The sequence below is a fragment of the Streptomyces sp. NPDC127092 genome, from assembly GCF_042722475.1.
Taxonomy (GTDB): Bacteria; Actinomycetota; Actinomycetes; order Streptomycetales; family Streptomycetaceae; genus Streptomyces.
Genome location: NZ_JBHXFE010000026.1, coordinates 85,612 through 109,461 on the forward strand (window position 1 = coordinate 85,612; position 23,850 = coordinate 109,461).

At 72.2% G+C, this 23,850-nt stretch carries 20 protein-coding genes and 2 pseudogenes; 16 read left to right on the forward strand and 6 right to left on the reverse strand.

All coding sequences use genetic code 11. From position 1 onward, the window contains the following. Positions 1–23: 23 nt before the first annotated feature. On the reverse strand, positions 24–881 hold the full coding sequence (locus tag ACFWJO_RS22125; RefSeq protein ID WP_386867551.1) for an ABC transporter permease: 858 nt from the start codon (positions 879–881) through the stop codon (positions 24–26). Next, positions 878–2,077 (reverse strand): ATP-binding cassette domain-containing protein, encoded by a 1,200-nt coding sequence (locus ACFWJO_RS22130; RefSeq protein WP_386867553.1) that lies wholly within the window; start codon positions 2,075–2,077, stop codon positions 878–880. The genes ACFWJO_RS22125 and ACFWJO_RS22130 overlap by 4 nt, the downstream gene beginning before the upstream one ends. A 206-nt stretch (positions 2,078–2,283) precedes the next feature. Here ACFWJO_RS22130 and ACFWJO_RS22135 point away from each other — a divergent pair, with 206 nt between their 5' ends. After that, positions 2,284–2,859 carry a hypothetical protein gene (locus ACFWJO_RS22135; RefSeq protein WP_386867555.1) on the forward strand — a complete coding sequence of 192 codons (576 nt, stop codon included), beginning with the start codon at positions 2,284–2,286 and terminating at the stop codon, positions 2,857–2,859. Here the strand turns inward: ACFWJO_RS22135 and ACFWJO_RS22140 are convergent. Further along, positions 2,817–3,245 carry a hypothetical protein gene (locus ACFWJO_RS22140; protein ID WP_386867557.1) on the reverse strand — a complete coding sequence of 143 codons (429 nt, stop codon included), beginning with the start codon at positions 3,243–3,245 and terminating at the stop codon, positions 2,817–2,819. The two genes, ACFWJO_RS22135 and ACFWJO_RS22140, sit on opposite strands and share 43 nt — an antisense overlap. A 250-nt stretch (positions 3,246–3,495) precedes the next feature. On the opposite strand from ACFWJO_RS22140, the gene ACFWJO_RS22145 reads away from it, so the two are divergent. From ACFWJO_RS22145 to ACFWJO_RS22170, 6 genes are all read left to right on the forward strand, one after another. Next, entirely contained in the window at positions 3,496–3,933 is a 438-nt protein-coding gene (locus tag ACFWJO_RS22145) for a hypothetical protein (RefSeq protein WP_386867558.1), read from the forward strand. After that, positions 3,930–4,379, forward strand: a complete 450-nt coding sequence (locus ACFWJO_RS22150; protein WP_386867559.1) for a hypothetical protein — start codon at positions 3,930–3,932, stop codon at positions 4,377–4,379. The genes ACFWJO_RS22145 and ACFWJO_RS22150 overlap by 4 nt, the downstream gene beginning before the upstream one ends. Positions 4,380–4,484: 105 nt before the next feature. Continuing rightward, the gene (locus ACFWJO_RS22155; RefSeq protein WP_386867561.1) at positions 4,485–4,721 is read left to right on the forward strand and encodes a DUF2630 family protein; all 237 of its coding nucleotides are present in this window, start codon (positions 4,485–4,487) and stop codon (positions 4,719–4,721) included. A 58-nt stretch (positions 4,722–4,779) separates the two neighbouring features. Next, the gene (locus ACFWJO_RS22160; protein WP_386867563.1) at positions 4,780–6,879 is read left to right on the forward strand and encodes an FUSC family protein; all 2,100 of its coding nucleotides are present in this window, start codon (positions 4,780–4,782) and stop codon (positions 6,877–6,879) included. 224 nt (positions 6,880–7,103) lie between these two features. Then, positions 7,104–8,627 carry an APC family permease gene (locus ACFWJO_RS22165; protein ID WP_386867565.1) on the forward strand — a complete coding sequence of 508 codons (1,524 nt, stop codon included), beginning with the start codon at positions 7,104–7,106 and terminating at the stop codon, positions 8,625–8,627. 243 nt (positions 8,628–8,870) lie between these two features. Beyond that, entirely contained in the window at positions 8,871–9,938 is a 1,068-nt protein-coding gene (locus tag ACFWJO_RS22170) for a hypothetical protein (RefSeq protein ID WP_386867567.1), read from the forward strand. 27 nt (positions 9,939–9,965) lie between these two features. On the opposite strand, the gene ACFWJO_RS22175 is transcribed toward ACFWJO_RS22170, so the two are convergent. Next, a complete protein-coding gene (locus ACFWJO_RS22175) occupies positions 9,966–12,044 on the reverse strand; it encodes a PhoX family protein (RefSeq protein ID WP_386867569.1) in 2,079 nt (692 codons plus the stop codon). A 212-nt stretch (positions 12,045–12,256) separates the two neighbouring features. Here ACFWJO_RS22175 and ACFWJO_RS22180 point away from each other — a divergent pair, with 212 nt between their 5' ends. From ACFWJO_RS22180 to ACFWJO_RS22210, 7 genes and pseudogenes are all read left to right on the forward strand, one after another. After that, positions 12,257–14,257, forward strand: a complete 2,001-nt coding sequence (locus ACFWJO_RS22180) for a VWA domain-containing protein (RefSeq protein ID WP_386867571.1) — start codon at positions 12,257–12,259, stop codon at positions 14,255–14,257. 275 nt (positions 14,258–14,532) lie between these two features. Further along, a complete protein-coding gene (gene metG, locus ACFWJO_RS22185; RefSeq protein ID WP_386867573.1) occupies positions 14,533–16,140 on the forward strand; it encodes a methionine--tRNA ligase in 1,608 nt (535 codons plus the stop codon). Between the two features lie 82 nt (positions 16,141–16,222). Next, a complete protein-coding gene (locus ACFWJO_RS22190; RefSeq protein ID WP_386867575.1) occupies positions 16,223–17,335 on the forward strand; it encodes a hypothetical protein in 1,113 nt (370 codons plus the stop codon). Beyond that, positions 17,332–17,784 carry a hypothetical protein gene (locus ACFWJO_RS22195; protein WP_386867577.1) on the forward strand — a complete coding sequence of 151 codons (453 nt, stop codon included), beginning with the start codon at positions 17,332–17,334 and terminating at the stop codon, positions 17,782–17,784. The genes ACFWJO_RS22190 and ACFWJO_RS22195 overlap by 4 nt, the downstream gene beginning before the upstream one ends. 268 nt (positions 17,785–18,052) lie before the next feature. Further along, positions 18,053–18,610, forward strand: coding sequence for a Uma2 family endonuclease (locus ACFWJO_RS22200; RefSeq protein WP_386867615.1), 558 nt, complete (start codon positions 18,053–18,055; stop codon positions 18,608–18,610). Between the two features lie 80 nt (positions 18,611–18,690). Next, positions 18,691–19,116: pseudogene (locus tag ACFWJO_RS22205) on the forward strand (SseB family protein); the annotation flags it as partial. Positions 19,117–19,169: 53 nt separating this feature from the next. Next, positions 19,170–19,988 carry a DUF6531 domain-containing protein gene (locus ACFWJO_RS22210; protein WP_386867579.1) on the forward strand — a complete coding sequence of 273 codons (819 nt, stop codon included), beginning with the start codon at positions 19,170–19,172 and terminating at the stop codon, positions 19,986–19,988. Here the strand turns inward: ACFWJO_RS22210 and ACFWJO_RS22215 are convergent. Then, positions 19,949–20,299, reverse strand: coding sequence for a DUF397 domain-containing protein (locus ACFWJO_RS22215; protein ID WP_386867580.1), 351 nt, complete (start codon positions 20,297–20,299; stop codon positions 19,949–19,951). The genes ACFWJO_RS22210 and ACFWJO_RS22215 overlap by 40 nt on opposite strands. A 151-nt stretch (positions 20,300–20,450) precedes the next feature. Between ACFWJO_RS22215 and ACFWJO_RS22220 the strand changes: the two are divergent. Together ACFWJO_RS22220 and ACFWJO_RS22225 are read left to right on the forward strand one after the other, a co-directional pair. Beyond that, positions 20,451–21,306 (forward strand): annotated as a pseudogene (locus ACFWJO_RS22220) (helix-turn-helix domain-containing protein). A gap of 44 nt (positions 21,307–21,350) precedes the next feature. After that, on the forward strand, positions 21,351–21,947 hold the full coding sequence (locus tag ACFWJO_RS22225) for a Uma2 family endonuclease (protein ID WP_386867581.1): 597 nt from the start codon (positions 21,351–21,353) through the stop codon (positions 21,945–21,947). Between the two features lie 62 nt (positions 21,948–22,009). On the opposite strand, the gene aspS is transcribed toward ACFWJO_RS22225, so the two are convergent. Further along, complete coding sequence (aspS, locus tag ACFWJO_RS22230) at positions 22,010–23,833, reverse strand: aspartate--tRNA ligase (RefSeq protein WP_386867583.1); 1,824 nt, start codon at positions 23,831–23,833, stop codon at positions 22,010–22,012. Positions 23,834–23,850: the final 17 nt, after the last annotated feature.

Here is a 23,850-nt window from a genome sequence, read left to right on the forward strand (position 1 = left end):
AGTCACTTGCGGCGCTCCTCCGGTCACTTGCGGTTGTAGAGGCGCATCGTCACGGGGCCGAACACCACCACGAACAGCGCCGACCAGCCCAGCGTCCAGGCCAGGTCCGCCGCCGGCCGGCCGCCCGCCATCAACTCCCGCACCGCCGTCGACAGATGGGTCACCGGACTGTTGTTGACGAAGGCCTGCAGCCAGCCCGGCATGGTCCTCGGGTCGACGAAGACGTTCGACAGGAAGGTCAGCGGGAAGATCACCATCATGCTGACGCCGATGACGGACTTCTCGCTGCGCAGCAGCAGTCCGAACATCGTCCAGATCCACGAGAACGCGAACGCGAAGACCAGCAGCAGCGCGGTCCCCAGCAGCACGCCCGCCACACCGCCGTCCGGCCGGTAGCCGATGACGACGCCCACCGTCAGCATCACCGCGGACGCGATCAGATAGCGCACGACGTCACCGAGCAGATAGCCGACCATCGGCGCGGGCCGCCAGATCGGCAGCGTCCGGAAGCGGTCGAAGACGCCCTTCTCGATGTCCGTGTTGACCGAGACGCCGGTGTACATCGTGATCATCATGACGCTCAGCACCAGGATGCCGGGCAGCAGGAACTGGATGTACTCCGACACCGAGCCGGCCAGCGCGCCTCCGAAGAGGTACGTGTACATCAGCACCATCATGATCGGGAACGCCGTCACGTCGAACAGCTGCTCCGGCACGTGCTTGATCTTCAGCATCGCCCGCCAGCCGAAGGTCAGCGAGGCGGACAGCGCGCTCGGCCGCGCCGGGCGGGCGTGGCCGACGAGCAGGGCGGCCAGTTCGTCGGCCTTCGGGGCGACGAACTCCGAGGCGGCGTCGGTGGTGGTGGTCACGCTGCTGCTCATGCCCCGCTCTCCTTCGCCCGGGCGGCGACGCTTCCGTCACCGCCGCCGTGGCCCCTGCCACCGCCATGGCTCCCGTCGCCGCCATGGCTCCCGTCGCCGCCGTGGCCCTCGTCGCCCTCGTCGCCGCCGTCCCCGCCGCGGCCCTCGTCGCCGCCGTCGCTGCCGTCCCCGCCATCCCCGCCATCCCCGCCGTCCCCGCCGTCGTCGCCGTCGCCCGGCGTGTGGTCCGTCAGTGCCAGGAAGACCTCGTCCAGGCTCGGCTGACCGAGCCCGAAATCGTCGACCGTGATCCCCGCCCTCGCCAGCTCGGCCAGCGCCCGCGCCGCCTGCTCCGCGGCGCCGAGGTCGGTGCCGTGGCCGTTCACGGTGGCGGTGAGCGCGACCGGGTCCGGGTCGAGCTGCACGGAGGCGTTCAGCACGGCGGCGAGGACCCGCTCGGCCGCCGGCCGCTGCTCCGCCTCCCGCAGCCGCACGTGCACGGAACCCGAACCCACCGAGGCCTTCAGCTCGCCCTTCGTGCCCTCCGCGATCACCTTGCCGTGGTCGATCACGGCGATCCGGGAGGCCAGCTGGTCGGCCTCGTCCAGGTACTGCGTCGTCAGCAGCACCGTCGTGCCCTGGGCGACGACCGCACGGACGATGTCCCAGACCTGGTTGCGGCTGCGCGGGTCGAGACCGGTGGTCGGCTCGTCGAGGAACAGCAGGTCGGGCGTGTTGAGGATGGACGCGGCGATGTCGATGCGGCGCCGCATGCCGCCCGAGTAGTTCTTGACCTGCCGGTCGGCGGCCTCCGCGAGCCCGAACGCGGCGAGCAGCTGCGCGGCCCGCTCGCGCGCGGCGGGACGGGAGTGGCCGAGGAGCCGGCCGAGGAGGAACAGGTTCTCGGTGCCGGTCAGGTCCTCGTCGACCGAGGCGTACTGACCGGTGAGGCTGACCCGGCCGCGCACCGCGTCGGCGTCCTGCACGACGTCCCTGCCGAAGACCCACGCGTGCCCGCCGTCGGGCCGGAGGAGGGTGGCGAGCATCTTCACGACGGTGGTCTTGCCCGCGCCGTTGGGGCCGAGGACGCCGTAGACCGTGCCGGCCGGGACGCGCAGGTCGATGCCGTCCACGGCGCGGTTGGTGCCGAACACCTTCACCAGGCCTTCGGTCCGGACGGCGAGGCCGGTGGCGGGGTCTGCGACGCGGTCGGTCATACGCGTGTCCTCCCGGACGGGCGGTCTCGCGCCCGCTCCCACCAGTCTCCGACGGCCCGGCGGGTCGTGCCAGGCCGGGCGGGGCGGAGCGGGGGTACGAGGCCGGTCACGCCGCCGGGGGTACGAGGCCGTCTCCGCCGTGCGGCGGAGGAGGAACGGCCTGCCGGGCGACGCGCCGGTACGGGCGCCGGCGGGAGGCTCGACCCATGCCGATGAGACTGAACGCCCTCCCCGACGTGCCCCGTTGGGCCGCCCTCGCCGCCCACGCCGTCCCGCTCGTCGTCCTGCCGTCCGGACTGTGGCGGCTCGCGCGCGTCGCCGGACTTCCGGTCACCCAGGACGCCGGGCTCCTCACGATGGGACCGGGCGAGACCGTCTACGTCGTGTCCCTCAGCGTCGTCTCCGAACTGCTCGCCTTCCTCACGCTCGGCCTCGTCCGCCCCTGGGGCGAGGTCTTCCCGCGCCGGCTGCCGCTGCTCGGCGGGCGCCGGGTGAACCCGGCCGCCGCGACCGGGGCCGCGCTCGCGGGCGTGGCCGGGCTGTGCGCGATCGCCGCGTGGGGCGTCTACGCCTCGTACGCCGGGCTCGGCCCGGGCATCCCGGCCTCACCGGCCCAGGAGGCCGTGCTCCTCGTCTGCTACGCCCCGCTGGCCGCCTGGCCGCCGCTGCTCGCGGCGGTGGCGGTCGCGTACTACCGGCGCCGGACCGGTCGCGGGACCGGTCGCGGGGCGGGTCGCGGTCAGTACGGCGCGGGGCGGCCGGCGGCGTCCTCGTGGGTGTAGAAGAGGTAGAAGGCGGCGGCGAAGGTGGCCGCGCCGACGATCAGGCCGAGCATCGACGACGAGAACACGCTGTGGTCGGACAGACTGAAGAGGAAGCCGATCGCGATGCCGGTCAACGCGCCCCAGGCCACCGCGCGCACCTCGCGCCGCAGCGTCCGTCCGTAACGGCGGAGCCCGTACACGGACACGGCGAGGACGACGGCCGAGAACAGGCCGAGCCAGAACTGGCCCCACGACAGGGCCTCGCCGCGGCGGGCGATGACGGGGGCGTACAGGCCGTAGGCGATGCCGAGGGTGACGGGCAGGCCCCAGCCGTGCGTGCTGAAGTCCCTGCGGGACTGCCCGCGGGACTGTCTGCGGGCGGGTACCGCTGCGTGTGCGGCCATGGGGAGACTCCTTTCCCGCGCCTTCCCGCACGCACTGCCGTGCCACGTGCGTGCGGCCGTGCTGCACCCTCCAGGGCACACCCGCCCCGTACCCCCCGCAAGTGGATCAGCCGGCCGCGGCCCCCGGTCGCGGCCGCCACCCCCGCCGCGGCCGCCGGCCCCACCCGTCTCGTCCGGCTCACCCGTACGTCTCACCCGTACGGCCCATCAGAAGGTTCCGAACCGAACAGGTGCTCTCACGATGAGCACCATGAGCCAGAACACCACACCCCCGCGCACCTCCCCGCAGCCGTCGACGGGCGGCGGCTGGGCCGCAGGCGGCACCGTCTTCGGCGGCGTCCTCATGTCGGTCATCGGCATCCTGGACATCTTCCAGGGCATCGCCGCCATCGCCGAGGACGACGTCTACGCCCGGGTCGGCGACTACGTCTTCAAGTTCGACCTGACCTCCTGGGGCTGGATCCACCTCTGCCTCGGCATCGTCGTCACCATCGCCGGCTTCGGGATCCTCAGCGGCGCCGAGTGGGGCCGGATCGCGGGCATCGCGCTCGCCTCGCTCAACATCGTCGCCCAGTTCCTGTTCCTGCCCTACCAGCCCTGGTGGGCGCTGTTCTCGATGGCCGTCTCGATCTTCGTGATCTGGGCCCTGGCCACCGACCATTCGTACGGAAAGAAAGCGGGCGTATGACGCGCCGCCTTCGCCGCACGGCTTCCGCCGCCGCCGCGCTGCTCTCCCTCGCCGCGTTCGGTCCGGTCCTCACGGGCTGCGACGCGGCGAAGGAGAAGGCCGGGGACATCGTCTCCTCGGCCACCGCGGCGGTGGCGTCCGCCGCGCAGCAGCAGATGGACGAGATCAAGGACGGGGTCGACGCCACCGCCGACGTCAAGGCCGGACCGACCTCCGTGGACGCCGACCGGACGGTCGCCGAGATCACCGCGACCAATCCCAAGGACAAGATCGCCGACTACACGGTCGTGGTGAACTTCCGTGACACGGAGGGCAATCTGCTCGACGCCGTCGTCCTGAGCATCGACGCGGTCGAACCCGGGAAGTCCAGGACCGGTACGGCGCGCAGCAACCGGACCCTCACCGGCGAGACGAAGGCCGAGATCGCCCAGGCGGTGCGCCACTGAGCCCGGCCCCGCCACGGCCACCGCCACCGCCACGGCCACCGCCATCGGACGGCTCACGGCGCCTCCGCCTCGCGCGACGGGCAGCGATCGGCCACGCTGGAAGGCATGGAGAACGACGAGATCCTCGAGAACATCGGTGCCCTCGTCGAGGAGGAGCGCAGCCTGCGGCAGCGCACCGGGGGCCTCCACGACGAGGAACGCGCCCGGCTCGCCGAGCTGGAGGTCCGGCTCGACCAGTGCTGGGACCTGCTGCGACAGCGTCGCGCCAAGGCCGAGTTCGGCGAGGACCCGGACACCGCGGCCGTCCGCCCGGCGGCCGAGGTCGAGGGCTACCGCAGCTGACGGGCCGCCCGCCGGCCGGATGCCCCGGGCCCCGCACCACCCGCCGTACGTTTGACGCATGGCGAAACCCGCACTGCCGCCCCGCACCCGCGCGTTCCGCGCTCCCCGCGCGCGCCTCGCGCCGCCCGCCTGGCTCACCGCCGGGCTGAAGCCGCAGCCGACCCCGGTGCCCTGGCCCGCCGTCGCCCGGGCGTCGATCGCGCTCGCCGCGCCGCTCGCCGTCGGTTTCGCCACCGGGCAGACCACGTACGGGGCGCTCGTGTCGATGGGCGCCCTCTCCGGAGTCATCGGCGACACCGCCGACGCCTACCGGATGCGGGTCTTCAACATCGCCGTCCCGCAGCTCTTCGGCGCGCTCGGCGTCACCCTCGGCGCGCTCGTCTTCGACCAGGGCTGGCTCGCCGTCGCCGTGCTCACCCTGATCGCGCTGGTCTCCGGGATGATCTCCTCGATCGGCGCCGTCGCCTCCGTCTCCGGACTGCTGCTGCTCCTCAACGCCGTCGTCGGCGCCGGCCTGCCGATGCCGGACCCCTGGTGGAAGGCGCCGCTGCTGCTCGCCCTCGGCGGGGTCGTCGTGCTGGTCCTCACCCTGCTCGGCTGGCCGCTGCGCGGCGGCGCGCCGGAACGGACCGCGGTCGCCGGGACCTACCGGGCCGTCGCCGAACTCTTCGACGCCGCCGGCACCGACGCGTACGACGAGAAACGGCAGGCCGTCACCGCCTCGCTCAACCAGTCCTACGACCTGGTCCTCGGCCGCCGCGCCCGCCGGCACGGCCGGGCACCGACCCTGGTGCGGCTGCTCTCGCAGCTCAACGCGGTCATCCCGGCCGTGGAGGCCGCGCCCGCCGCCCACCTCGCGGCCCGCCGCTTCCACCGGCCGCTGCCCCCGGAGATCGCGGCCGCCGTGCGGGAGCTCGCCGACGCCGTCGAAGCCGGCCGCACCGGCACGCCCGAGCCGCACCTGCCCGAGGCGCGCCGCCCGTCCGAGAAGGCCGTGGACGCGGCGGTGCGGTACGCGGCGACCGTCGTCCACAAGGCCGAGCCGCGCCCGTACAACGTCGACGACCGGCTCGGACTGCCCGCCGCCCTGCGGGTGCGGGTGCGCCGCGCCACGCGCGGCGTGCTGCTGTCCGGGGCGTCCTGGCGCTACGGCCTGCGGCTCGCGCTGTGCATCGGCCTCGCGCAGGCCTTCGTCTCGCTGATCGCCGTGCCCCGCTCGTACTGGGTCGCGCTCACCGTCACGTTCGTGATGAAGCCGGACTTCGGCTCGGTGTTCTCGCGGGCCGTGCTGCGCGCCTTCGGCACCGCCGCCGGGCTGCTCGTCGCCGCGCCGATCCTGGCCGCGCTGCCGCGCGGCTGGTGGGACGTGCCGGTGATGCTGGTGCTCGCCGCGCTCATCCCCGCCTTCTCCGCGAAGGGTTACGCCTTCCAGACCGCCGCCATCACCCCCGTCATCCTGCTCCTGTCGGACCTGCTCAACCAGCAGGGCTTCCACCTGGTGCTGCCGCGGCTCTACGACTCGCTCATCGGCTGCGCCATCGCGCTGGTCGCCGGCTATCTGCTGTGGCCGGAGTCCTGGCACACCCGGGTCGCGGACCGGCTCGCCGACGCGGTCGCCGACACCGCCGCGTACGTGGCACTGGCCTTCGGGACCGGATCCGGCGCCGGGGGCGATGGCGGACCCGGGGGTGATGGCGGCGGCGACCAGGGCGCACGGCACCGGGCCCGGCGCAAGCTGTACCGCGACATGTCGACCGTACGGTCCGAGTTCCAGCGCGCGCTGACCGAGCCGCCGCCCGCCGGGGACCTGGCCGCCGCGTGGTGGCCGCTGGCCATCGCCGTGGAGCGGATCGTCGACGCCACGACCGCCGCCCGGATCCGCGTCGACCACGGCGCACCCGCCCCGCACCCGGCCGAGGTGGCCGTCGTGGAACGGCAGTTGCGGGAACTGGCGGAGGGCCTGCGCTCCAGCGAGGTCCTGGTGGAGGTGCGCGCCGAGCTCGGCGGGGACGAGGACGGCGTGCTCGCGCCGCTCCGCCAGGAGGTACGGGCGGCCCGCGCCATCGCCACCCCGAGCCCGGACACCGGGACTTCATCTCCCCACACCGGCTCCCCGACCTCCCCAGCCCCATCCCGGGACGGCCTCAGCGCGCCGTAAACCCGGCCAAAGGGGCGTACGGGAGCCCTTACCGGCGGTTGCGGAATCGAACCCTCCCACCGCCGTTACCGGATCCCACGCGTACGACTACGATGCGCTCGAATTCACCGTGATCCACGTCGCGTTCCGTCCCCGAGCGACCTGGTGGCCCGGTCACGTCGTCCTGCGTACCTCCCCCCTCCGTCCTGCGTTCCTCCTCCCCCCGCGCCCCCGAGGACACCGCCATGCGCACCACTTCCGGCAGAGCACCCGGCACCTCCGGCCGCCGCGTCCCGGACCGAGGCCCCGGCCGGGGCCTCCAGCCCAACGCCCTCGGCACCTTCGACACGATCGTGATGGCCGTGGCCGGCAGCGCGCCCGCGTACTCGCTCGCCGCCACCACCGCCGTGCTCTTCGGCGCGGTCGGCCTCGCCGGACCCGCGTCGCTGCTCTACTGCGCGATACCCATGCTCGGCATCGTCCTCGCCTACGCGCGCCTCGGCCGGATCGACGTCAACGCGGGCGCTGGGTACTCGTGGGTGGGCCGCACCCTCCACCCCTTCCTCGGCTTCCTCTCCGGCTGGGCCCTGGTCTTCGCGGCGACCGTCTTCATGGTGGCCGGATCGCTGCCCGCCGGTTCCCTCACGCTCTCCCTCATCGACCCGGACCTCGCCGAGCACACCACCCTGGCCCTGGTGGTCGGCGCCGGCTGGTTCCTGATGATGCTGCTCGTCGTCCTCGGCGGCGCGCGGCTCACCGTGCGCGCCCAACTCCTCATGTCGGGCGTCGAGCTGCTGATCCTGCTGCTGTTCGTCCTCGGCGCGGTCATCCACCGCGGGCACGCCACCGCCTTCGACTGGTCCTGGTTCGGCCTCGGTCACTTCGGCGGGGCCTCCGGCTTCGCGTCGGGCGCGCTGATCGCCGCGTTCTACTACTGGGGCTGGGACGTCACCAGCAACCTCAGCGAGGAGACCCGCGACAGCCGCCGCACCGCCGGGGTCGCCGCCCTCGTCGGCATGGGCGTGGTGTTCCTGCTCTTCGAGGCGTTCACCGTCGCCGTCAACGTGCTGCTGAGCGCCGAGCAGATCGAGCGCGGCGGCGCGAACGTGCTCGCCGTCCTCGGGCAGGAGATCTGGCCGGGCGTCGGCGGCAAGCTGCTGGTCCTCGCGGTGCTCCTGTCGACCGTCGCCACCCTGGAGACCACCCTCATCCAGGTCACCCGCTCGCTGTTCGCGATGGGCCGCGACCGCACCCTGCCCGCCGTGCTCGGCACCGTCCACCGCCGCTGGAACACGCCGTGGGTGGCGGTGGCCGTCGTCGGCGGCGCCGCGCTCGTGATGTTCGCCGCCGCGGCCGCCGCCGGTTCGATCGGCCAGGTCCTCGGCGACGCGGTGAGCGCGATCGGCCTGCAGATCGCCTTCTACTACGCCCTCGCGGGCATCGCCGCCGTCGTCGCGTACAAGGGCCTGCTGCTGACCTCGGTGAAGGAGTTCGTGCTGGGCGGGGCCTGGCCGCTGCTCGGCTCGGCGTTCATGCTGTGGGCGTTCGTCGAGTCGCTCGGCGAACTCTCCACCGCCTCGCTCGCGATCGGCCTCGGCGGGCTCGCCGCCGGAGTCGTACCGATGCTCGTGTACTGGAAGAAGGGCAGCGCCTACTACCGCCCGGCGCGCCTGGACGCCGCCCGCGCGCTCGCCGCGGCCGAGCCGTTCGCCTCGCCGGACTCACCACGGGCGCGACGGGCGGACGAATCGCTGGCGACGGACTTCTGACCACCCGATTCCCCGGCCTCCGGGTCCGGATCACCGGTCCGGAGCACCGGACCGCAAGACCGGACCGCAAGACCGAACCGCAAGACCGAACCGGAAGACCGGACCGCAAGACCGGACCGCAAGAACGATTCCCTGTCCCGAGTCCGGGCCCATGAGTCCGACTTTCCCGTCCTCACGTCCGAGTCCTGACACCGTCGGCCATCGCCGCCGACGGCCGCCACTGCCTGCGAGGGAGGTACCAGGATGGCCGCGCTGCGCCGCCGCTCGGCCCGACAGGGCCGGTTCACCCCGGACTTCGACCCGGACTTCGGCGACCGGGCGCTCACCGAGGCCCGTCACGACATGGTGATCGGCCGCTGGCAGGGCGTACGGGATCTGCTGCAGGCCACCGGCGAGGACTGGTCGCGCCGCACCCACCGGCTGCGGCTGCTCTCGCACGCCGCCGCGGGCAGCTCGACGGTGGAGGCCTGGCGGGCGGCCGAGCCGCACAACCCGGACGCGGCGGTGCTGCGGGCGGCGACGGAGGTGGTACGGGTCTTCGACACGGCCATCGCCGCCGGCCGGGGCAGCACGGTCGACCGGGGCCGCGTCGACGCCTCCGTCGACGCGTGCCTGGCGGCGGCCGACGCGGCACCGGCCGACCCGATGCCGTGGGTGTCGCTGCTGTCCGTCGCCCGGCTGTACGAGGGCGGCGTGCCGCGCCGCCAACTGCGCCACTGGTTCGACGAGCTGCGGCGCCGCGACCCGTACAACACCGAGGGCCACACCCAGGTGCTCCGCTACTGGTCGGCCCGCTGGCACGGCACGCACGGCGCGATGTACGACTTCGCGCGGGACGCGGCGGGCGTCGCGCCGCCCGGTTCGCCGCTGCCGGTCCTGGTGCAGATCGCCCGGGTCGAGGAGTACCGCTACGTCGTGGACGGGGCACTCGGGCGGGGGCCGGTGCGCGGCTTCGACCAGCACTGGAAGCACGAGCTCGCGGTGACCGAGCTGCGCCGTACGCACGCCCGCTGGATCGGCGGCCGCGAGCCGGGGGCACCGGTCCGCCCGGAGGAGGTTGCCGAGCTCAACTACCTCGCCCATGCCGCCTGCTACGCGGGCGAGGCGGAACTGGCCCGGGAACTCCTCGGGATGCTGGGGCCGCGGGCGGCGTGGGTGCCGTGGGTGTACACGGGCGAGCCCGAGGAACAGTTCGTCCGGTTCAGGGAGGGGCTGGGCCTCGGGACGGGCACGGGGACGGGGACGGGAACGTCGACGGGGTCGGGTCCGAGGACGGGTCCGAGGACGGGATCGGGGCCGGGGACGGGCTGACGCCCGCCCCCGACGCCGGGGCGTGCGTCAGACGCCGATGTCGCGGCCGTCGGCGCGCCACACGGCGACGACCGCCGGGCGGACGATCTTGCCGGGGCCGTCGGGCCAGACGGAGGCCGGCTTCTCCACGGAGGCCCCGTCGACCTCGCCCGGGTGCTGCACGGCGACGAGGACGCGGCGGTCCTGGATGATCGGGCCACAGGTCTCGGCACCCGCCGGGACGGTCAGGAACTGCTTCAGCTCACCGCGCCGCTCGCCGCGCGTCGCGACGCCGAAGAGGCCGTCGTGCGAGCCGAGCTGGTTGCCGTCGGTGGAGATCCACAGGTTGCCGTGCGGGTCGAAGGCCACGTTGTCGGGGCAGGAGATCGGGCTGACCTTGTCCTTGGGGAAGCCCGCGAAGTAGGTGGCGGGGTCGTTCGGGTCGCCCGCGACGAGGAAGAGCCGCCAGGCGAAGCCGTCGCCGGCCGGGTCGTCCCAGTTCTCGGCGAGCTCCAGGATCTGGCCGTGCTTGTTGGCGTTGCGCGGGTTGGCCTCGTCGGCGGGGGCCTTGCCGGCCTTGCCGCGGTCCTTGTTGTTGGTGAGGGCGACGTACACCCGGCCGGTGCGCGGGGAGGGCTCGACGTCCTCGGGGCGGTCCATCTTGGTGGCGCCGACCTTGTCACCGGCGATGCGGGTGAAGACGAACACCTCCTCGGCGGTCATGCCGGGCACGTGCGAGACGGCGCCGTCGGGGCCGGCCGTGGCGAGCGGGATCCACACGCCGGTGCCGTCGAACTCGCCGTCGCTCGGGTGCTTGCCGGTGCCGTCGATCTCCGCGGCCGGGGAGTCGCCGGTGAGCTTGGCGACGTAGAGGGTGCCCTCGTCGAGCAGGGTGAGGTTGTGCTCGCGCGCCTTGCGGGAGCCGCCCTTCATCATCCGCTTGCTCGACACGAACTTGTAGAAGTAGTCGAAGCGCTCGTCGTCGCCCATGTAGACGACGGGACGGCCGTCGGCGGTGAGGCGGGGCTGCGCGGCCTCGTGCTTGAAGCGGCCGAGCGCGGTGCGCTTGCGGGGGGTGGACTCCGGGTCGTACGGGTCGAGCTCGACGACCCAGCCGAAGCGGTGGGCCTCGTTGGGCTCCTGCGCGAGGTCGAAGCGCTTGTCGAAGCGCTCCCACTTGCGCTCGGAGGCGCCGGCGACCATGCCGTACCGCTTGTCCGTGGCGCTCGAACCGTTGGCGAAGTACTGGTTGAAGTTCTCCTCGCCGTGGAGGGTGGTGCCCCACGGGGTGGTGCCGCCGGCGCAGTTGTTGAGCGTGCCGAGGACGGTACGGCCGGCCGGGTCGGCGGAGGTCTTCACGAGCGCGCTGCCCGCGGCGGGACCGGTGAGCTCGAACTCGCTGGTGGTGTGGAGCCGCCGGTTGAGGTGGTGGCGGGTGACCGGGGTGAGCTTGCCCGTGCGGTGCTCCTCCTGGACCACGACGACGGACAGGCCGTGCGCGGCCCAGGCGATCTCGACCTGCTCGCGGGTCGGGTTCTCGGGGTCGTAGCCCCGGAACATCAGGACCTCGTCGGTGTACTCGTGGTTGGCCACGAGGACTTGGCGGTGGTGCTCGCCGCGCAGCGGGAGGAGGGAGAGGAAGTCGTTGTTGTAGCCGAACTGCCCGGCCTGGGCGGCGGCGGTCTGCTTCTCCGAGTCGAAGGCCGGCGCGCCGCGCAGGATGGGCTCGCCCCAGCGGATGACCACGTTCTGGGAGTAGCCGGCGGGGACGGTGACCTGGTCGGCGGTGTTGGGCGCGACGGGCGCGAAGCGCAGGCCGCGGGCGCCGTCGGCCTTGCCGGGCACGGTGTTCCCGTTGTGTCCGGCGAGTCCGGTCTGGGCCTCGGCGGCGGGCGCGTTGCCGAGGGCGAGCGCGGAACCGGCGGCGGAGGCCACGGTCACGACGGCGGCGGCACGCATGACGGAGCGGCGCGAGAGCGCGCCGGCTATGACGTCACCGACGTACTCGTTGTCACTGGTGTTGGGCACCTCCTGGAAGCAGGCGTCGCCACAGCGGAAACGGCACGTCAGGGCGGAACGGCCGCCTCCGTGTGAGTGGTTGCTCAGCATCGGCAGCAGTTTGCGCACGTCGTCCTCCAGGTTTGAGCGCGGGTCCGCGGCGACGTTATGTGCGCACGTCTGCACGTCGGAGGCGGGAGAATGAACGCACGATGAATGCGTGGCGACCGGGGGCGCCCGGGTCGTAGGGCGCGGGGAGCCCGGCCGCTAACCTTACGTGTCCGCCCTGGCCAGGGATGAAGGACGCATACCGCACCCAACTCATGCGAAGGGGTTACCCCATGGGTATTCGGAGCTTGCTGCGCAAGGTATTCGGCCGCGACCGCGCGAACACCGCGGAACTCGAGGTCCCGGCAACCTCCGTCCCGCCCCAGGGCACGTCTCGCGACGGGGAGGTGGACGCGGCGGCGAAGGCGGAGGCCGAGGTGACGGCGGACGCCGAGGTGACGGCGGACGCGAAGGCCGACGCGAAGGCCGAGGCGAAGGCCGGGGGCAGGGCTGACGGCGCGGGTACGGGCGCGGGCGCCGGCGCCGGCGCGGACACGGCTTCGGCAGAGGCCGGTGCCGGGGCTGCCGGCGGCGGAAGGCCGTCGGCGGCCGAGCGCGCGGCGGCGGACCTGGTGGCGGCCGCGTTCGACAACCCGCAGATCCCGCCGGCACGGCGGGCGGGGGACGCGGAGACGCCGCGGGCGAAGACGGAGACGGACGCGGCGGAGCCGGCGGACGCGGTTGCGGCTGAGGGCGAGCGCGAGGCGCAGGCGACGGCGGACTCGGTGGCGGTTGAGGCGGAGGCCGAGGCCGCGGTCGAGGGCTCCTCTGAGGAGCCGCAGCAGAGCGCCACGGCGGAGCCTGCCGGCAGTGCCGAAGCCACGGACGACGTGGAGAACCCCGCCACGGAGAGCCCTGCCGTGGAGCCCGAGGAGCCGGAGGCCGCCGAGGCCACTGCCTCGGAGGAGCCGACCGCGACGGCGGAAACCGAGCCGGAGGCGGAGGCGCCGGCCGCTGCGGCGGCGAGCGAGCAGGAAGTCCCGGCGGAGCCGGAGACCGAGGCTCCGGCCGCTGCCGCCGAGGCGGAGTCCGAGGCCGCTGCCGAGGAGGCGGCCCCCGTAGCCGAGGCCGAGCCCGCCGCCGCCGAGGAGGCGGCCCCCGTAGCCGAGGCCGAGCCCGCCGTCGCCGATGAGGCCGAGCCCGTAGCCGAGGCCGAGCCCGCCGTCGCCGATGAGGCCGAGCCCGAGGCTGCCGTCGCGGACGAGGCCGCCCCGGCCACCGCCGAGCCCGAGGCCGAGGCCGCCGTAGCGGATGAGGCCGAGCCCGAGGCCGCCGCAGACGCCGTCGCCGTGGAGGCCGCCGCCGCGGACGCGGAGCCGACGCCGACGGAGCCGGTAGCCGAGGCCCCGGCGGCCGACGCCGTGACCGCGGCCGAGCCGGAGGCCTCCGAGGCCGAGCCGGAGGCGGCCCCCGCTGCCGAGGCGGACGAGGCTCCCGTACAGCCGGAGGCAGAGCCCGAGGCCGTAACCGAGACCCCGGCGGCCGAGCCCGTCGCCGCGAGCGCGGAGCCCACCCCGGCGAAGCCGGAGGCCGCGGAGGAACCCTCCACGACCGCCCCCTCCCCCACCCCGGCCCTCTCCCTCGCCAAGGTCAAGGCCGCCGCCCCGCACCTCGCCGACGCCTACAAGGCGGCCGGCGCCGTCCTCAAGAAGCAGGGGCTGACCGGCGCCCGCGCCGCCGTCTACCTGGTCGTGGACCGGTCCGGGTCGATGCGGCCGTACTTCAAGGACGGCTCGGTCCAGCGGCTCGCCGAGCAGACGGTGGCACTCGCCGCGCACCTCTCCGAGGACGCCGCCGTGACCGCCGTCTTCTTCTCCACGGAGATCGACGGCACCGCCGTCCTCACCCCCGCCGACCTCACCCCGACCCGCGTCGAGGAGATCAACGCGACCCTCGGCCGGATGGGCCGCACCAACTACGACCGCGCGGTCGAGGAGGTCCTCGCCCTCCACGAGAAGTCGGCGGACCCGGCCCGCCCGGCCCTGGTCGTGTTCCAGACGGACGGCGCGCCCGAGTCGAAGACGACCGCCACGCAGGCGCTGACGGAGGCGGCGGACCGCCCGTACGCGACGCACTGGCGGTTCACGGTGTGGGGCGAGGAGGAGACGAAGGCCTTCGACTACCTCCGTAAGCTGGCCACCCCTCGTACGGCCGTCCACTTCGCGGGCCCGGCCCCGGTGGAGACCCCGCACGCGACCTTCTACCGCGAGCTGCTCGCGGACTGGACGGTCTGAGCCGACCGACCCACCGCCCGGCCGACCCACCGCCCGACCGACCCACCGCCCGACCGACCCACCACCCGACCGACCCACCACCCGACCGACCCACCACCCGGGCGGACCGGGCAGGGCCCGGGCGGACCGGGCGGACCGGGCAGGGCCGGACCGGACCGGGCGGGGCCCGGGCGGACCGCGCGCCGGGCCCGAGCGGTCCGCGCGCCGGGCCCCCGGGTCCCGCCCCAGGTTTATCCGTGTGAGGACCGCTCGCCCCGGCCGTTAAAATTCGCACCATGGCGGCCACTGGATCCGAGAAGCAGGGCTCGAAGGCGTACTACGTCACGACCCCCATCTACTACGTCAACGACGCTCCTCACCTGGGCCACGCCTACACGACCGTCGCAGGCGACGTGCTCACCCGCTGGCACCGCCAGCGCGGTGAGAAGGTGTGGTACCTCACCGGCACGGACGAGCACGGTCAGAAGATCATGCGCACCGCGGAGGCGAACGGCGTCAGCCCGCAGGAGTGGTGCGACAAGCTCGTCGAGGAGGCCTGGAAGCCCCTCTGGGAGCACCTGAACATCGCGAACGACGACTTCATCCGCACCACGCAGAAGCGTCACACCGACCGCGTGCAGGAGTTCGTGCAGGACCTGTACGACAAGGGCGAGATCTACAAGGGCGGGTACGAGGGCCCGTACTGCGTGGGCTGCGAGGAGTACAAGCTCCCCGGCGACCTCATCGAGGCGGAGGACGGCACGAAGCTGTGCGCCGTCCACAAGAAGCCGGTGGAGATCCTCAAGGAGGAGAACTACTTCTTCAAGCTGAGCGAGTACGGCCCGAAGCTCATCGAGTTCTACGAGGCGAACCCGGGCTTCATCCAGCCGGAGTCGGCCCGCAACGAGGTGCTGAACTTCGTCAAGCAGGGCCTCGAGGACCTGTCGATCTCGCGCTCGACGTTCGACTGGGGCGTCCCGGTGCCGTGGGACGACAAGCACGTGATCTACGTGTGGATCGACGCGCTCCTGAACTACGCGACGGCCGTCGGCTACAACGAGAACCCGGCGAAGTTCGACGAGACCTTCCCGGCGAACGTCCACCTCATCGGCAAGGACATCCTCCGCTTCCACGCGATCATCTGGCCGGCCATGCTGATGGCGCAGGGCCTGCCGGTCCCGGGCCGGGTCGCGGCGAACGGCTGGCTGATGGTCGGCGGCGAGAAGATGTCGAAGTCGAACCTGACCGGCATCAAGCCGCAGGACCTGACCTCGCACTTCGGCGTGGACGCGTACCGCTGGTACTTCCTGCGGGCGATCGCCTTCGGTCAGGACGGCTCGTTCTCGTGGGAGGACTTCTCCGCCCGCTACACGTCCGAGCTGGCCAACGACTACGGCAACCTGGCCTCGCGCGTGGCCGCGATGGTCGGCAAGTACTTCGGCGGCGAACTGCCGGCCGCGACGGCGGACGGCGACGCGGAGAAGGCGCTGCACGAGGGCCTGGCGAAGGCCGTCGCGACGGCCGACGCGAAGATCGGCGAGGAGCTGGACTTCCAGGCCGGCATCCTGGCGATCTTCGACTTCGTGAAGCAGGTCAACGGCTACATCACGGAGCAGGAGCCGTGGAAGGTGGCCAAGGACGACTCGGCGGAGGGCCGGGCCCGCCTGGCGACCATCCTCTACACGGCCGCGGAGTCGCTCCGCGCCGTCGCCGTCCTGCTCAACCCGATCATGCCGGAGACCTCGCAGGCCCTGTGGGACTCCCTCGGCGCCGAGGCCTCCCTGGGCGCCCTGTCCGCCCAGCCGGTCCAGGACGCCGCGACGTGGGGCCAGCTCCCGGCCGGCGCGACGGTGACGAAGGGCGCGGTCCTGTTCCCGCGCCTGGAGGACCCGAAGAAGGACTGACGTCCGACGACGCCCACCTCGACGGCCGCCGCCCCACCCGGGGCGGCGGCCGTCGCCGTACCGGAAGAGAGAGGAGCCCCCGATGCCCCTTCGCCTGACGGCCACGCTGAAGGCCCTCGGAGCAACGCCGACACCCTCACCGACCCTCCTCACGGAAGCACTCCGCGCGGCCACGGCCGTACGGGCGACGGCGGCCTCCGCACGCGGCGACACCGCCCCCACCACCCCCACGACCGGCGTGTACGCCGACATCTCCGCCCTGACCGAGGACGAACTCCGTACGTGCCTGACGGCCCGCTTAACGGACCCGCGAGCCGAGGTAACGGCGGCCTGGCCGGCCGACGGAACAGCGGCGAAACTGCCGGCCGGACGGCTGATCGCGGCGATCGGCGACCTCTGGTACCCGTCCCAGGACGACCTGATCGTTCTCCACACCACCCCGGCGGGCCCGGCGGTCCTGATCCTCGACCACGAGGAACACCTGACGGCCGCCCGCCTCCCGTCGGCGCCGCTCCCGGTGGGGCCGACCGTCAACCCGGCACTGGCCGGACGCATCGTGGCCGGCTGCCGGGCGGTCGGCGCGCCCCACCTCCTGTACGAGAGGCCCGACGCCCCGCCCGTCCCCCTCCCCCTCACCACCGACCTGACCGCTCTCCGCCCGCCGTGCGTCCTGGCCACCCCGGACGACACGGGCACGGTCCACTACCCCGAGCCCGGCCACGCCCTGATCTCCGGCACGCCCCGCTTCCTGTCGGCGGCGCTCGCCGAAGGCGTCGAGGAGGCCCGTACGCGCTTCGCCCGTCACGCCCGCGTACTCGCCGACCGGCAACCCGCCCTCCTCGCCGTGGCAGCCGCCCATCCCGCCACTCACCGAGCCTGGACCGACCCCTCCGAGGTCCCGCCGGGCAGCGTGACGGCCCACCGGCTCTCCCTGCTCCAGGCCTTCGTCTCCGGCGACGCCGTCGACGGCCCCTCCGCCGATTCCTTCGCCATGGCCTGGCACAGCGCCCGCCGCTCGGCCGACGCCGCCGGAGAACGCGTCCGGGGCCGCCTCGCCGAACTCTTCGACGCGGTCTTCATGGCCCTGGAGGACCGCGACGACGCGCTGCTCCCCGCATCGGACCTCACGACAGCCGTCCGCTCGCTCATGGCGGCCGCGGACCTCTCCCCGGCCGGGAGGACGAACAGCCGATGATCAAGCTGACCTTCACGGTCCGCCCCGGCCAGGGCGAACCCAGCGGCTTCGACCTGGGCGACTTGGTCTGCGAGGGCGAAGGCGGCACGGCGGCCTCGACCGGGCACGTGCCCGACCAGGGAATGATGATCCACCTGTCGGTGCCGCTGCTCCTGGACCAACTGGAGCCCCTGCTCTCAGGAAAGAGGCGGACGCTCACCTACACGCCCATCGGCTCGTCGTACCGCCTGGACTTCCACCGCCGCCGCGACGGGCACGTCCGGGTGCGGGCGAACGGCATCCCGGTGGGCCGCTGCAGCACCGAAGACCTCGCCCGCGCGGTACTGACCGCCGCGCAGAGCTTCGCGGACGAGCACGTGGAGACCCTGCCCGCAGGCGACCCGGCAGCGAAGGACTACACATCGGCACTACGCCGGTTCCGCCAGGCACAACACGATCCGACGACGTGACTCGCAGAAGAACGTCGCCGCAGCGAGCCGCTCTCAGGCCGTCGCCCCTGATATATGGGACGGGCCGCCTTCGAGGTACGAGACACCGGCGTCACCCGCCAGGGTGAAGCCTTCGACACGCGCCGACATAGCCATCAGGCATTGCCAACGTCTGGTCATGGCGACAGCGACGAATCCGTCCGCGCGACGGGACGAACACGTACCGTGGAAGGCACCACCGATCCCGGAGGAGGCCGCCGTGGAGGCAGTCGAGCAGCGGACCCGTGCGATGACCCAGGAGCTCTTCGAGGAGCTCGCCAGGGTCGGCGACCGGCTGAGCGACGCCCTGCGCCTGGAGTTCATCGACGGGAAGATCGGGGAGAAGGCTTTGCCGGACGGCGACCACGGGCGGATCATCGAATGGCTGACCCGCCTCTGCATCCAGACGAACACGGAATGGTGGCTGTACCCGGACCAAGGGCTGCGGGTCGAGACCTACCGCAAGGGCAACGCCCGCCCGGACGGCTGCCTCGCGCCCAGCGGCACCTTCGCAGGCCAGGGCGAGTGGGCGTCCGCCGACGGTGTCCTCATGGCCGTCGAGGTCACCCCGCGCGACTCGGACACCGACCGTCGCGACCGCGTCGAGAAGCCCCGCGCCTACGCCGAGACCGGCATCCCCGTGTACCTCCTGATCGACCGCGCGACCGGCGAGGTGCTGGTCCACTCCCAGCCGGGAGAGGGACGCTACGACATGGTCGTGACGGTCACCTTCGGCAAGACCGTGACCCTGCCGGAGCCCGTGGGCATGGAACTGGACACCGCGCCGCTGAAGGAATGGGTCGGCTGAGGCCCACGGGCCAGGGGACGCACGGCAATCGACCATATTTACCGTTGCTCGTGGAAATGATCACGTGACAGCATGGGCGCGTGATTGACAACGGGGATGGCATAGCGAAGCCTCAACGGGTTTCACGGCTGACGGAGTTAGCACTGGAAGCGGAGGGGTCCGTACCGGCGACCGCCGCGCCGAAGGCTCAGCCGGCGGACGACCCAAAGGATGAACTCGTCGCCGCGCGACGCGAGTTTGCGCGTTTGCTTGGTGAATTCCGGCGTACGGCTGTGCTGGTGCCGTTCGACGAGAACGAGAGTCTGTGGACCGCGGACTTCAACGGTGTGCGGTGGATCTGCGCGTTCTCGGACGAGGAGGCGCTGGCGCGGTTCGCGGCGGCGCGGGGCGAGGCGGGCCGGGAGTGGACGTACCGGACGGTTCTGGGCGCGCGGCTGCTGGACGTGATGGTGCCGATGCTGCCGGGTCCGGGCGGAGTGGCACTGGATGCGGGCAGTGCGGACGGGAGAGCAACAGCCAGCGGTGCAAAGAGACGGTCTGCGAAGGCGACCCGATCGACATGGCGACGGGCCGCATGCTGCTGCCTCAGACCGACAGCCGCTGGTTCGGTCCGGGGTGGTCGTCGACGGTGGACCAGCGGCTGGAGATCGACGCCGAGGGCGTCCTCCTGGTCAGTGACGACGGCAGCATCCTCGCCTTTCCGCATCCGGCACCCGGTGTCCCCGTACTGCCGACCCACGGCACCCGTCGCTGTGCGCTGGACCGGGACGCCTCGGACGGCACGTACACGGTGACCGACCCGGAGACGGGCCTTGTACGGCACTTCGCCACCGTCGGCCACGGGGACGGCGGCGGGGACGGGCACGGGGGCAGCGACCGCGACGAGGCCGCCCTCGTCCAGATCGACGACTGCAACGGCAACTGGATCCTCGGGTCCGCTCTGGTAACGAGGAGGGGTGTTTCATCCATGTCCGCACGCGGCCGTTTGGTCGGCGAAACGCTCAGCCGACTGGGGCCCTTGAGGTGGTTCAGACTCAGCGCAGGACGACATCCGCTGTACGACTACTACCAAGTGCCGTACGTTGGTTGGCGATTCGATGCACCTCGCATCGAATACCTCCAGCTCATCGAGCAGGCCGTACGTGCGACTCCTACCGCTGTGGAATGGAGCCTCGACACCACGCGCCGGAACTGGCTATTGGCCCCATCAGTCCTCCTTGAGGACAACGAAACCGACGGTACGCCCGCCGCCTTTGACGAGCGCGTCAATCTGGCGATGCGGGACCAGGACTTCTGCATCAGAGCCTTGGGAGATCTGGACGCGATCATTCAGACGCTTCAAGACCTCATCACCAGGCACAACAAAGGAGAGAACTGACCCGAGGTGTACGCGACGAAGTCCGCCCACGCGGCCGGCGCGAGCGCCAGCCGGGGGCCGTCGGTGCACTTGGAGTCGCGGACGTGGGATTTCCGTGTCCGGCGGTCGCCAACTCCGCGCGGGGCCGGGCTTCCCCGGCTGCTCGCCGCCGAATGGCTGTGGACGGTCTGGGCGGAGCTGGAACTCGTCGGTTCACCGGAGCTCGATAAGCCGGGTTCCGGTGCTTCGGGCGGTCCCAAGTGCCAAGTACCAGAGGGGAAATGACCCCGCCAAACCCGCCCTTCCCCTCCCGTAGCGGCAGCGTCACCCATGCAGGTGAAATATGCCAACTGGGGTGGCGTCGAGGCCGGTTGCTTGATCTACGCTCAGCTCGACCGAGACAACCGTAGACATGCGTCGGCCCCCGCCGGGACGGCAATCCCGTTGCGAGGGCCTGACCATCAAGGAAGGCATCACTTCCCGATGGATAGCCAGAACACTAGCGTGCGCCCGCACGCCTCGTCCCGTAACGGCGGGAAGAACCACTCTCACCGGGGTACGAGTGGCGGTGTCATTCACGAGAACACCCGTCACACCGAGCGCTTCACCATCGTCGGCAACGACCTCCTCCAGCACGAGGAGCTGTCGGGGCTGGCCCGCGCAATCGGCGCGTACATCCAGTCGGTGCCCGGCGGCTCGCCCGTCGACATCAAGACCATGGCCCGGAAGATGCGCGAGGGCACCACACGGACCGCCGCCGCCATGCGCGAGCTGGAGGCCCATGGCTACCTGCGGCGTGAGCGCGTACGCCTGCTGAACGGGCGGATCGTGACACGGACGGTGTTCTGCAACCAGCCGGGACGCAGCGGCACCAGTACCCGTACCGGCTCCGCACGGCCGGCGCCGAAGCCTGCGCCGAAGCCCCGGCCTGCGCCCCGGTCCGAGCCGCCCCGTCGCCGCGCCATGCCCCCCCGTGCCGCAGCCCGCGTATCCCGCCCCTGAGCTGCTACTGACCGCCGTCGAGGTCCTCGCCGGGCTCCGAATCCGAGATCCCCGGCTGCTCCTCTCCGCCGCCGACACCGAGCACCTCGCCCCGGGTGTCGCCGCCTGGCTGGAGCGGGAGGTCTCGCCCGAGGCCGTACGGCATGCGCTCACCACCGATCTGCCCGAGCCCCTGTACCGCCCCGCCGCCCTCCTGGCCCACCGGCTCACCGCCCTGCTCCCGGCGCCGCCCCCGTTCCGGGCGCCCCGACAGCACCCGCTCCAGAACTGCGACGTCTGCGACCTGGCGTACCGAGGGCCGGAACCGGGCCGCTGCGGGGGCTGCCGCCTACCATGAACGTGACGATCCTTGCCCCTGGGCACAGACGAGGAGCGAGCGCCATGACCATCGCCTCGAACGACGCACGGCAGGGCGCTTCTCTCCTCTACCGGACCATGAGGGACTTCGTTCACTCCACGGACGACACCCTGCCGGGGAAATTCGAGATCACCAAGGAAGGGATCGTCCTCGACATGATGGCGCCCAGCGGTCGTCACGAACTGACCGCACTGCGCCTCCGGAAGCGCCTCGAGAAGGTGATGCCGGAGGAGATCGTCGCCCACACGGGAGAGCCCGACGTGGAAGACGAGCCCGAAGGCATCATGCGCCGCCCCGACCTCATGGTGATCGCCGAAGCCGACATGGACGTCGACGGCTCCTTCGACCCCCGGACCCTCGTCGCCGCCGTCGAAGTCGTGTCGCGCTCCAATCCCGACAACGACTGGCGCGGCAAGATGCGCGACTACGCCCTGATCGGCGTCCCCGTCTACGCCGTCTTCGACCCCCGTACCGGAACCGGGGCCGTCATGACGGACATCCACCCCACACCGGAGGGACCGCGCTACGCCACGCGGAAGGACTTCGTCTACGGCGAGGACGTCACCGTCGCCGGATGGACCATCTCGACCGAAGGCCTTCCGCGCTACGAGAACGAGTGAGGCCCGGAACCGTCGTGCGAGACGGTTCCGGGCCCCTCAAGAACCTACAAGGCCGGCAGGCGTCAGCCGCGGGCCGCGTCCGGGTGGACCGACTCCGTGATCGGGCGGTCCGCGGTGGGCTTGGTGGCCGCGACCGGCTTGCGGAGCTGGATGTTCAGCTCGCGCAGGCGGGCCTCGTCCAGTTCGGTCGGGGCGCCCATCATCAGGTCCTGGGCGTTGCCGTTCAGCGGGAAGGCGATCGTCTCGCGGATGTTGGGCTCGTCGGCGAGGAGCATCACGATGCGGTCGACGCCCGGGGCGATGCCGCCGTGCGGCGGGGCGCCGTACTGGAAGGCGCGGAGCATGCCGGCGAACTCGGTCTCGACGGTCTCGCGGCTGTAGCCGGCGATCTCGAAGGCCTTGAACATGATCTCGGGCTCGTGGTTCCGGATGGCGCCGGAGGAGAGCTCGATGCCGTTGCAGACGATGTCGTACTGCCAGCCGAGGACGTCCAGCGGGTCCTGGGTCTCCAGGGCCTCGAGGCCGCCCTGCGGCATCGAGAAGGGGTTGTGCGAGAAGTCGATCTTGCCGGTCTCCTCGTCCTTCTCGTACATCGGGAAGTCGACGATCCAGGCGAAGCGGAAGACGTTCTCCTCGAACTGGCCCGCGCGCTTGGCGGCCTCGACGCGGACGGGGCCCATGATCTTGGAGACCTCGTCGAACTCGCCGGCGCCGAAGAACACCGCGTGGCCGGGCTTGAGGCCCAGGCGCTCGGTGAGGACCTTGACGTTCTCCTCGGTGAGGAACTTGGCGATCGGGCCGGTCAGCGCGTTGCCCTCGCCGACGCGGACCCAGGCCAGGCCCTTCGCGCCGAGCGAGACCGCGAAGTCGCCGAGGCCGTCGAAGAACTTGCGCGGCTGGTCGCCGGTGTCCGGGACCGCGAGCGCGCGGACGTGCTTGCCCGCGAAGGCCTTGAACTCCGAGTTCTCGAAGACGTCGGTGATGTCGACGAGTTCGAGCGAGGTGCGCAGGTCCGGCTTGTCGTTGCCGTACTTCAGCATCGACTCGCGGAACGGGATGCGGGGGAACGGGGACGTCACGTGACGGCCGCCGCCGAACTCCTCGAAGAGCTCGGTCATCAGCTTCTCGATCGGCTGGAAGACGTCCTCCTGCTCGACGAAGCTCATCTCCACGTCGAGCTGGTAGAACTCGCCCGGCGAGCGGTCGGCGCGGGCGTCCTCGTCGCGGAAGCAGGGCGCGATCTGGAAGTAGCGGTCGAAGCCCGAGATCATCAGCAGCTGCTTGAACTGCTGCGGCGCCTGCGGCAGCGCGTAGAACTTGCCCGGGTTGAGGCGGGAGGGGACCACGAAGTCGCGCGCGCCCTCGGGGGAGGTCGCCGTCAGGATCGGGGTCGCCATCTCGTTGAAGCCGAGGGCCACCATCTTCGAGCGGATCGAGGCGATAACGGCGCTGCGCAGCATGATGTTCCTGTGCATGCGCTCGCGGCGCAGGTCGAGGAAGCGGTACTCGAGCCGCCGCTCCTCGTTGACGCCGTCGTCGGTGTTGATGGTGAAGGGGATCTGCTGGGCCGCGCCCAGGACCTCGACCTCGGCGGCCTCGATCTCGATCTCGCCGGTGGCGAGGTCGGGGTTCACGTTCTCGGCGCCGCGGGAGACGACCTTGCCGTCGACGCGGACGACGGTCTCCTTGGTCAGCTTGTCGAGGACCTCGGCCGCCGCCGTGCCGGGGCGGGCGACCAGCTGGGTGATGCCGTAGTGGTCGCGCAGATCGATGAAGAGGATGCCGCCCAGGTCGCGCCGATTGTGCAGCCAGCCGCTCAGCCGGACGTCGGTGCCGACGTCAGAGGCGCGGAGCTCGCCGCAGGTGTGGGACCTGTACCGATGCATCGTCGTTCATCCAGTTC